We start from the raw sequence: 9535 nt of genomic DNA on the forward strand, positions 1-9535 counted from the left end.
GCTGCTGTGGGTCCGCCGTCGGCCGGTGTCCTTCGACGTGGGGAGACACCGGCCGGCGACTACGCGAGGCTCATCAGGCCATAAGTGATCATCTCTTCCGTACGACGACGAAGTCCGCGAGCGCCGTGAAGGACTCCCGCACCCGGTCGGGCATGTCGACGGCGGCGAGGGCTTCGATGGCGATGGTGTGCTGACGGCGCGCCTCCGCCGCCGTCCACTCGCGGCCGCCGGCCTCCTCGATGAGGGCGGCGCGGGCCGCGAACTCCTCCTCGGAGAAGTTCTCGAAGTCGCTGCTCTTGGCGTCGGCGGCGAGGATGTCGCCGAGCCGCTCGGAGGCGGGGCCGCCGGCGGCGAGCGCGGCGACCACGGGCAGGGACTTCTTGCGCTGGCGCAGGTCGCTCCAGGTCTGCTTGCCGGTGGCCTCCGGGTCGCCCCAGATGCCGAGCAGGTCGTCCACGGCCTGGAAGGCGAGGCCGAGGTGGTAGCCGTACCGTTCCAGCGCGTCGGCGGTGGCGTCGTCCGCGCCGCCGAGGACCGCGCCGATGGAGGAGGCGCAGGCCAGCAGGGCGCCGGTCTTGTTGCCCTCCATCTCCAGGCACTCCTCGACGCTGACCCGGTCGCGGTGCTCGTAGGAGATGTCCTGGGCCTGACCGTCGATCAGGGCGCGGGTGGCGGTGGTCAGCCGGCGGGCGGCGCGGCCGGCCTCGACCGTGCCGAGTTCCAGCAGGACCTCGCCGGCGAGGGCGAACAGGGCGTCGCCGACCAGGATGGCCTGGGCGGGGCCGTGCACCTTCCAGACGGTGTCGCGGTGCCGGCGCTGCTCGTCGCCGTCCATCAGGTCGTCGTGCAGCAGCGAGAAGTTGTGCACGAGTTCGACGGCGACCGCGCCCGGGACGCCCGCCTCGGGTGCGGCGCCGGTGACCTCGGCGGAGAGCACGGCGAGCGCGGGGCGGACGGCCTTGCCGCCGTCGCCGTCGGCGGGGTTGCCGGCGGCGTCGATCCAGCCGAAGTGGTAGGCGGCGACGGTGTCCATGGGAGGCGCCAGGCGGTCGACGGCCGCGCGCAGCACCGGTGTGGCCAGGGTCCGGCCGCGCTCCAGCAGCGCGGTGACGTCCACCGCGGCCCGTGGAGCGGGCGTCGAGGCCGGGGGCACAGTGGGCACAGTCTCTCCTCTTGTTGCGGTACCGGGGGTGCGGGGGCCGGCCGCCCGCTGATCGGGCATCAGGCCGCCTCCTCGAACTCGAAGAGGTGGCGGGGGCGGGGCCGGCCCAGGGCGCTGAGCGCGGCGTCGGCCGCGCTCACTCCACTGCGGACCGCACTCTCCATGGTCGCGGGCCACCCGGTGGCGGTCCACGCTCCGGCCAGGTACAGGCCGGGGGCCTTGGTGCGGGCGCCGGGCCGCAGCCGCCCGACGCCGGGCGTGGGGGCGAACGTCGCCGTGCGCTCCCGGGTCACGAAGAAGTCGACCACCCCGGCCGCGCGCGTACCCGGGATCAGCCGTTGCAGCTCGGGCAGGTAGCGCTCGCGCAGTTCGGCGACCGGCAGGTCGATCTCGTCCTGCGCGGCCGACTGGGACAGCGCCAGGTACTGGCCCTCGGCCAGGCCGGAGGCGTCGGTGCGGTCGAACACCCACTGCACGGGGGTGCCGAGGGCGGCGAAGAAGGGCCGGGCGAGCACCTTGCGGTCGTACACCACGTGGACGTTGAGGATCGGCGCGGTGCCGATCTCCAGCAGCCGGCCGGGCGCGTCGAGGGCGCCGGGCGGCAGCAGTTCGTGGGCCTCGCGCTGGGGTACGGCGAGGACGACCGCGTCGGTCTCGATGCGCTCGCCGGGAACCTGAACGCTCCACGTGCCGTTCTCGTTGATAGAGACGGAGGTGACGCGTGTACGGACTTCGGTGCGCACGCCCGCGGAGTCGAGCGCCTTGCGGGCCAGCCGGTCGTGCAGTTCGCCCAGGGGGACGCGGGCCCAGCCGATGTCGGCCGCGCCCGGGTCGGACAGCAGACCGGTCTTGAACACCATCGCGGCGAGCCCCAGCGAGGCGTCGCCCGCGACCGCGTTGAGGGTGGCGACCCCGACCAGGTCCCACAGGGCCTCGACGGCGCGCGCCGACTGTCCGTGCGCGGCGAGCCAGCTGCCGAAGTCTCGCGTGTCCAAAGCCGGATCGGCGAGGTCGAGCCCCTTCAGCGCGAGCGCGGCCCGCCCGACGGCCGCGCGCTCGGCGAGCGAGAGGTGCGGATAGGCGGCCAGGCTGCGCCCCAGGTGGAGGGGGACGGGCAGCGGGTCGCGCCGCAGCCTGCCGAGCCGCCGCCCCTCGGGCTTGGCGACATCGACGACGGGCACGTCCAGGCGGTCCTGCAACGGTGCCAGTGCCGCGCCCTCGATGCGGTCGAGGAACCAGCGGTAGGCGGTGCAGCAGCGCAGGTAGACGTGCTGGCCGTTGTCGACGGTCAGGTCACCGCGCCGGAAGGAGAAGGCGAGGCCGCCCAGCCGGGGCCTGCCTTCGAGCAGGGTGACCCGTACGCCCGCGTCGGCGAGGGCGAGCGCCGCGGTGATACCGGCGAGGCCGCCACCGACCACGACCGCGCTGCGGCCTGCCGTGCGCGCAGTGCCGGGCCGCGCGGTTGCGGGGGGTGAGCCGTCGCTCATCGTGCGTCCTTCCGTGCGTGCGCGAGCGCTCCGCGGGCGGGGCCCGCGGGGGCCGTCGGTCGTCCGCGGGCCGGTCGTGACGGGTCGGCCCCAGGCGGCGGTGGCCGCATGGCGAAGACAGCCTCGCGCCCCTGGGGGATGCGCAGGTGCTCGTTGAACGGTGCACGCCCGGCCGTCGCAGTCAGTGACGCCACGCCGCAGGGGAGGGTTGCCTGACGCACGCGATCCCGTTCGGCCGCCTCTGGTTCGGTGCGCTGCATCAGGGGCGCCTCCGTACGGAGCGCCGGGAGACATGGCGGGTCACGTGCCGGGTGTCGAGCCCGGACAGGCCGCGCACGGCGACGTAGGCCTTCTCGTGTCCGGGCAGCGAGACCCGGCCGCGCAACACGGCCTCCGGGTCGCGCTCGATGCGGTCCAGCAGCCGGCGGTAGATGCCGGCCATCGCGGCCACGCAGGCGCCGCTGCGGCGGTCGAGCATGGGCAGCAGCCGGTAGCCCTCGGCGAACAGGGCCCGGGCGCGTCGCACTTCGAAGTGCACGAGGCCCGCGAAGTCGGAGCCCTCCGGCGGGGTCGGCCCGTCGAACCCGGCCGAGCAGCCGAACTTGGCGAGGTCGTCGGCGGGCAGATAGGTACGGCCGCCGGCCGCGTCCTCGCGCACGTCGCGCAGGATGTTGGTGAGCTGGAGGGCGAGGCCCAGCGTGTCGGCGTACTCGGCCGCGCGCTCGGCGCCGCGCGCGCCCGGTTCGGTGCCGAACACGCCGAGCGAGAGGCGGCCGATGGCACCGGCGACACACCGGCAGTAGACCTTCAGGTCGTCCCAGGTCTCGTAGGTCTCCCCGCGCACGTCCATCTGGACGCCGTCGATCAGCTCGTCCAGGCCGCCGAGCGGGATCGGGAAGGCGCGCGCTGCGTGGCTGAGGGCGACGGCCACCGGGTCGGTGTCGTCCTCCTCGACCTCGCCCTCGCGGATCCGGGCGAGCAGCGCCCGGGTCTCCTCCAGCCGCGCCAGCTTGACGTCGTCGGCGAGTTCCCCGTCACCGATGTCGTCCACGCGCCGGGAGAACGCGTACAGCGCCGACATGGCGCGGCGCTTGGCCGTCGGCAGCAGCCGGATGCCGTAGGCGAAGTTACGGGCCTGCTGCCCGGTGACGGCCTCGCAGTAGCTGTAGGCGGCGAGTACCGGTGCGGACACGTGCGGCGGAGAATCCACGGTCCGGATCACCCCTCTCCTCGCAGGATCACGCCCGCCTCGCGCAGCAACTGGACCTTGCCGGGTCTGGGCGGGCCGGGAAGTACGTCGTATTCGGCGGCGGCGATCGCCCGGATCGCCGCCCTTCCTCCCGCCACGAACCCTGCGAGCAGCAGCTTGAGCCTGCCGTGGACGCTACCCACCAGGGGGGCGCCTTCATTCAGCAGATCGCGGGCGCGTTGTGCCTCGTATGCAACCAGGGCGCGCACCGATGCGCCCGCGGTTTTTGCGGTGAGGTCCGCTTCCTGCACGTGAAAGCGCTTCATGTCGGCGACGGGGAGATAGATCCGGTCGCGGCCGAGGTCCTCGGCGACGTCCTGGAGGTGCTCGACGATCTGGAGCGCCGTGCAGATCGCGTCGGACAGCCGGACGCGCTCGGGAGTGGAGGTGCCGGTGACGGCGAGGACGAGGCGGCCGACCGGGTTGGCGGACAGTTCGCAGTAGGCCAGGAGGTCGTCGTACGTCTCGTACCGGGTGACGAGCTGGTCCTGGCGGTTGGCGGCGATCAGTCCGAGGAACGGCTCGGGGGTGAGCGCGTGGCGGCGGACGGTCGGCTGCAGGCGGCGCAGCAGCGGGTGGCGCGGGGTGCCGTCGAAGACACGGCGCAGGTCGGCTTCGAAGGCGTCGAGGAGGACCAGCCGGTCGGCGGCCTCGGCGGGCGACACGCCGAGCAGCCGGGCGTCGGCGCCGCCGGGGGCGAGGTCGCCGTCGCCGATGTCGTCCACCAATCGGGCGAACCCGTAGACGGCCATGAGGTCGGCGCGCCACGCCCGGGGCAGGAAGAAGGGGGCCACCGGGAAGTTCTCGCTGGCGGCCTTGTCGAGGGTGGCGCGTTCCAGGTCGGGCGCCTCGGCGGTGGCCGTCATCGGGGGCTGCCCGGGGCGTGGACGGCACATGCTCCGCTGAGCAAGGGAGTTTCCGTAGCCATTGCCGTCACATCTCCCGTTCTACACTGCCGATCCGATACACACTATTTCGGACACGCCGCCCCGCTCCGCGCAGGCGTGCCCACCGCAGGAGGGCGCGCATTATCGCCCCACTTGCCGGTTTCCGACGCCGGTACAGCTTACGTTGTACAACGCGGCGTGGCGCGGCAGGGTGTCCTGCACATCACAACAACACACCGATTGCCTTCAAGATTCCTAACCGCAGTCGGAGTTGACGTTTCCTTTGCAGACGGAAGGGCCCCGCCGGAAGAATTCCGGCGGGGCCCTGGCCGAAACGGGTCACTTGCCCGTGAACTTCTCGTACTCCTTGAGGACCTCTTCGGTGGGCCCGTCCATGCGCAGTTCACCGCGTTCCAGCCACAGCACCCGGTTGCAGGTGTCACGGATGGACTTGTTGTTGTGGCTGACCAGAAACACCGTGCCGGCCTCCTTGCGCAGTTCCCGGATGCGCTCCTCCGAGCGCTTCTGGAACTTGCGGTCGCCGGTCGCCAGCGCCTCGTCGATCATCAGGACGTCGTGGTCCTTGGCGGCGGCGATGGAGAAACGCAGGCGCGCCGCCATGCCGGAGGAGTAGGTGCGCATCGGCAGGGTGATGAAGTCGCCCTTCTCATTGATGCCCGAGAAGTCCACGATGTCCTGGTATCGCTCCTTGATCTGCTCCCGGGACATGCCCATGGCGAGCCCGCCGAGGATGACGTTCCGCTCGCCGGTCAGGTCGTTCATCAGGGCCGCGTTCACACCCAGCAGGGACGGCTGGCCGTCGGTGTAGACCTTGCCCTTCTCCGCGGGCAGCAGGCCGGCGATGGCCCGCAGCAGCGTCGACTTGCCGGAGCCGTTGGAGCCGATCAGGCCGATGGCCTCGCCTCGGTAGGCGACGAAGGACACGCCGCGCACGGCGTGCACCTTGCGCACCCCGCGCGCCGCGTCGTCGGAGCGGCGCCTGAGGATGCGGCTCAGGGCCGCCGTGGCACTGCCCTTGCCGGTCTTGGCGCCGTTGACCCGGTAGACGATGTGCAGGTCGTCCGCGATGACCGTCGGGCGGCGTTCCTCGGTGTTCTGCTCAGCCACGGCCGTACCGCTCCTCCGCCTTCCAGAAGTACACGAAACCGCCCACGGCGAACAGCACGGCCCAGCCGCCGGCCACCGCCCACACATGGTCGGGCAGGTTCTCGGAACCGTAGCCGTCGATCAGGGCGAAGCGCATCAGGTCCATGTAGATGGCGGCCGGGTTCCACTGGAGGACCGTCGCGATCCAGTGCGGCTTGTCCTCCAGCATGATCGGGATGGAGAACATCACGCCCGAGGCGTACATCCACGTCCGCATCACGAACGGCATGAGCTGGGCCAGGTCCGGGGTCTTCGCGCCCGCGCGGGCCATGATCAGCGCGAGCCCGGTGTTGAAGAGGAACTGCAGGGCGAGGACCGGCACGATCAGCAGCCAGGACAGGTCCGGATAGCTGCCGAAGCCGACCGCCACGAGGAACAGCACGATCATCGAGAACAGCAGCTGCTGGAGCTGCTGGAGCGAGAAGGAGATGGGCAGCGAGGCGCGCGGGAAGTGCAGGGCGCGCACCAGCCCGAGGTTGCCGGAGATCGCGCGGACGCCCGACATCACCGAACTCTGCGTGAAGGTGAACACGAACACGCCGGTGACCAGGAACGGGATGTACACGTCCTGTGACATGCCGCGGCTGGCGTGCAGGATCAGCCCGAAGATGAGGAAGTAGACGGCCGCGTTCAGCAGGGGCGTGGCCACCTGCCACAGCTGGCCGAGCTTGGCCTGGCTGTACTGGGCGGTCAGCTTCGCCTGGGAGAAGGCGAGGATGAAGTGGCGGCGCCCCCAGAGCTGACGGACGTACTCCACGAGCGAGGGCCGGGCGCCGCTCACGGCAAGCCCGTACTTGGCGGCGAGCTGGGCCGCCGTCAGCCCCTCGTCGGGCGGCGCGGCCGCGGTCACGGCGACCGTGCCGTCGTGCGTGGTCTCACTCACAGGTGGATACTTTCGTCTTCGGATTCGCGTGCGGGTTCGTCGTCCCGTGCGCCCGTCCGCGGGCGCACCGGGCACTCCAGGGACGAGCTTGTCAGATGACCGGCGGACGGCCCAGTCGGGTGAGTCGCCACACCGTGCGCCAGCGCATCGGGCGGCGGGGACCGCAGGGCGTGGTCCAGCCTTCCCGGAAGCCGCCGAACCATGCCTTCAGGGCCGGCCGCGAGGGGCGGCGCAGCAGGGTGAGCAGCAGCCAGACGCCGAGGTAGACCGGGACCAGCGGGGCGGGGAGGTTGCGGCGGGCGAGCCAGACGCGGTTGCGGGCGACCATGCGGTGGTAGACCGCGTGCCGCGAGGGGGCGGTCGTCGGGTGGTACAGCACCATGTCGGACCGGTAGTCGATCATCCAGCCCGCGTCGAGGGCCCGCCATGCCAGGTCGGTTTCCTCGTGCGCGTAGAAGAACGCGTCCGGGAGCCCGCCGACCTCCGCGAAGACGCGGGTGCGGACGGCGTTGGCGCCGCCGAGGAAGGTGGTGACCCGGGAGGAGCGCATCGGGTCGGAGGCGCGCAGCCGGGGCACGTGCCGGCGCTGGGTCTCGCCGGTGTCGGGGTCGGCGATGCGGAAGCTGATGATGCCCAGCTCCGGGTCGGCCGCGAAGGCCTCGCGGCACAGCTCGGCGGTGTCGTGGCGGGCGAGCAGGCCGTCGTCGTCGAGGAACAGCAATATGTCGACATCGCGACCGCCGGGCCCGAAGGCCTCTATGCCGACGTTGCGCCCGCCGGGGATGCCCAGGTTCTCGGGCAGCTCGACGGTCCGCACGCCTTCGGGCACGTCCGGGACGGGCGAGCCGTTGCCGACCACGACCACCTGGACCGGGTCGCCGTCCTGCTTGGCGACCGAGTCGAGCAGGGCCCGCAGCTCCTCGGGCCGGTTGCCCATGGTGATGATGACGGCACCGACCTTCATGGGCGCGCTCACTTCAGCCTGCTGGAGGCGAGGATGGACACCAGGTGCAGCAGCGTCTGGAGCAGGGCGATGCCGGCGAGGACGGCCGTACCGAGGCGGGTGAAGAACAGGTCGCCGCGGGCCTGGTCCACGATCGCGAGGACGAGGATGAGCAGCGAGGCCTCGATGCCGAGGATCAGCCGGTGGAACTTCAGCGCCGAGGCGGCCCGGCGGGCCAGCGCCATGCCGGAGGAACGCGGCTCCGAGGCGGCCTCCTGCACCGGGGGCCTGCCGGTCTGGTGCCGGGCCACACCGACCAGGTCGGTCTCGGCCTTGATCAGGATCGCGCCGAGCGCGGCGAGGGTGCCGAGGAAGGCCCACAGCCAGTCGATCCGGCCGCTGCCCCACAGGTCGGCGGCGCGCAGGCCGAGACCGACCAGGACGGCGGCGTCGGTGAGGTAGGCGCCGACGCGGTCCAGGTAGACCCCGCCGAGCGAGTACTGCTTCCTCCAGCGGGCGATCTCGCCGTCGACGCAGTCCAGCAGCAGGTACAGCTGGGTGGCGACCACGCCGAGCACGGCGCCCGCGATCCCCGGCACCAGCAGGGCCGGGGCCGCGAGCACACCGCAGACGGTCATCAGGTACGTGAGCTGGTTGGGCGTGACCCTGGTGTTCACCAGGTAGCGGTCGACGCGCAGGGACACCTCGCGCATGTAGAGGCGTCCCGCCCAGTGCTCACCGCTGCGCCGGTCCTTCACCCCCGCGGGGTGGACGACCGGACGGAGTTCAGCTACCGATGGCCTTGACATAGTCGGCGTAGATGTCCTTGATCTGGTTCGTCTTGAGGTCGAGGTGTTCGAGGATCGTGTAGCGGCCGGGCCGGGTCTCGGGGGCGAACTCCACCGCGCGGACGAACTCGTCCACCGTGAAACCGATCTCCTCCGGCAGTACCGGAAGCCCGTGCCGGCGCAGCACCTCGGCCATGTACGCCGACTCCTCGTGAGCGCCGCGCAGGTACATCGCGAAGGCGGCGCCGAGGCCGCACTGCTCGCCGTGGGCGGCGGCGCGCTTGGGGTAGAGCAGGTCGAAGGCGTGGTTGATCTCGTGGCAGGAGCCCGAGGCGGGCCGGGAGTCACCGGAGATGGACATGGCGACACCGGTGAGGACCAGCGCCTCGGCGAGCACCTGGAGGAAGTCGTTGTCCCCGATGCCGCCGGGGTGCCGCAGGACCGCCTCGCCGGCCTGGCGGGCCATGGCGGCGGCCAGGCCGTCGATGCTCTCGCCGTTGACGCGGTTGGCCAGCTCCCAGTCCGCGACCGCGTTGACGTTGGAGATCGCGTCGCCGATGCCGGCGCGCACGAAGCGGGCCGGGGCCTCACGGATGACGTCCAGGTCGATGACGGCCGCGATCGGGTTCGGGACGCCGTAGGAGCCGCGGCCGGCGTCGTTGTCGAGGGTGGCGACCGGTGAGCACAGGCCGTCGTGCGCGAGGTTCGTCGGTACGGCGACCAGGGGCAGGCCGACGCGCGCCGCGGCGAACTTGGCGCAGTCGATGATCTTGCCGCCGCCGAGGCCGACGACCGCGTCGTAGTGGTCGGCCTTCATCTCGCCGGCGAGCCGGATCGCGTCGTCCAGGGTGCCGCCGCCGACCTCGTACCAGGTCGCGCCGGGCAGCGAGGGCGCCAGGCGCTCGCGCAGCCGGGCCCCGGAGCCGCCGCTGACGGCGACGGCGAGCCGCCCGGAGTGCGAGATCCGCT

Annotated in this window: 10 protein-coding genes; all 10 read right to left on the reverse strand. The window is 72.1% G+C overall.

Translation table 11 applies throughout. The features are described from left to right. Positions 1 to 88: 88 nt before the first annotated feature. On the reverse strand, positions 89 to 1222 hold the full coding sequence (locus ABZV94_RS28035) for a polyprenyl synthetase family protein (RefSeq protein ID WP_356345048.1): 1134 nt from the start codon (positions 1220 to 1222) through the stop codon (positions 89 to 91). Further along, the gene (gene hpnE / locus ABZV94_RS28040; protein ID WP_356345050.1) at positions 1222 to 2649 is read right to left on the reverse strand and encodes a hydroxysqualene dehydroxylase HpnE; all 1428 of its coding nucleotides are present in this window, start codon (positions 2647 to 2649) and stop codon (positions 1222 to 1224) included. Before hpnE ends, ABZV94_RS28035 begins: the two co-directional genes overlap by 1 nt. Then, the gene (locus tag ABZV94_RS28045; RefSeq protein WP_356345053.1) at positions 2646 to 2909 is read right to left on the reverse strand and encodes a DUF6380 family protein; all 264 of its coding nucleotides are present in this window, start codon (positions 2907 to 2909) and stop codon (positions 2646 to 2648) included. The genes hpnE and ABZV94_RS28045 overlap by 4 nt, the downstream gene beginning before the upstream one ends. Beyond that, positions 2909 to 3871 carry a presqualene diphosphate synthase HpnD gene (gene hpnD, locus ABZV94_RS28050; protein ID WP_356345055.1) on the reverse strand — a complete coding sequence of 321 codons (963 nt, stop codon included), beginning with the start codon at positions 3869 to 3871 and terminating at the stop codon, positions 2909 to 2911. The genes ABZV94_RS28045 and hpnD overlap by 1 nt, the downstream gene beginning before the upstream one ends. Next, on the reverse strand, positions 3868 to 4764 hold the full coding sequence (gene hpnC / locus ABZV94_RS28055; protein WP_356345057.1) for a squalene synthase HpnC: 897 nt from the start codon (positions 4762 to 4764) through the stop codon (positions 3868 to 3870). Before hpnC ends, hpnD begins: the two co-directional genes overlap by 4 nt. A 360-nt stretch (positions 4765 to 5124) precedes the next feature. Next, on the reverse strand, positions 5125 to 5913 hold the full coding sequence (locus tag ABZV94_RS28060) for an ABC transporter ATP-binding protein (RefSeq protein WP_356345059.1): 789 nt from the start codon (positions 5911 to 5913) through the stop codon (positions 5125 to 5127). After that, on the reverse strand, positions 5906 to 6835 hold the full coding sequence (locus tag ABZV94_RS28065) for an ABC transporter permease (protein WP_356345061.1): 930 nt from the start codon (positions 6833 to 6835) through the stop codon (positions 5906 to 5908). Before ABZV94_RS28065 ends, ABZV94_RS28060 begins: the two co-directional genes overlap by 8 nt. A gap of 91 nt (positions 6836 to 6926) precedes the next feature. Next, the gene (locus ABZV94_RS28070; RefSeq protein ID WP_356345064.1) at positions 6927 to 7799 is read right to left on the reverse strand and encodes a glycosyltransferase; all 873 of its coding nucleotides are present in this window, start codon (positions 7797 to 7799) and stop codon (positions 6927 to 6929) included. Between the two features lie 8 nt (positions 7800 to 7807). Further along, positions 7808 to 8587, reverse strand: coding sequence for a CDP-alcohol phosphatidyltransferase family protein (locus ABZV94_RS28075; RefSeq protein ID WP_356345067.1), 780 nt, complete (start codon positions 8585 to 8587; stop codon positions 7808 to 7810). Further along, on the reverse strand, positions 8565 to 9535 hold a 971-nt coding region (locus tag ABZV94_RS28080; RefSeq protein WP_356345069.1), incomplete at its 5' end, for an iron-containing alcohol dehydrogenase family protein. The genes ABZV94_RS28080 and ABZV94_RS28075, both read right to left, overlap by 23 nt.

Origin of the sequence: Streptomyces sp. NPDC004658 (assembly GCF_040609555.1) — a bacterium.
Classification (GTDB): domain Bacteria; phylum Actinomycetota; class Actinomycetes; order Streptomycetales; family Streptomycetaceae; genus Streptomyces.

Bases quoted from the DNA above. Each gene is read 5' to 3' on its own strand.
- ABZV94_RS28035 (WP_356345048.1), bottom strand. From the start codon at position 1,222: ATGCCCGATCAGCGGGCGGCCGGCCCCCGCACCCCCGGTACCGCAACA.
- hpnE (WP_356345050.1), bottom strand. From the start codon at position 2,649: ATGAGCGACGGCTCACCCCCCGCAACCGCGCGGCCCGGCACTGCGCGC.
- ABZV94_RS28045 (WP_356345053.1), bottom strand. From the start codon at position 2,909: ATGCAGCGCACCGAACCAGAGGCGGCCGAACGGGATCGCGTGCGTCAG.
- hpnC (WP_356345057.1), bottom strand. From the start codon at position 4,764: ATGACGGCCACCGCCGAGGCGCCCGACCTGGAACGCGCCACCCTCGAC.
- ABZV94_RS28070 (WP_356345064.1), bottom strand. From the start codon at position 7,799: ATGAAGGTCGGTGCCGTCATCATCACCATGGGCAACCGGCCCGAGGAG.
- ABZV94_RS28075 (WP_356345067.1), bottom strand. From the start codon at position 8,587: ATGTCAAGGCCATCGGTAGCTGAACTCCGTCCGGTCGTCCACCCCGCG.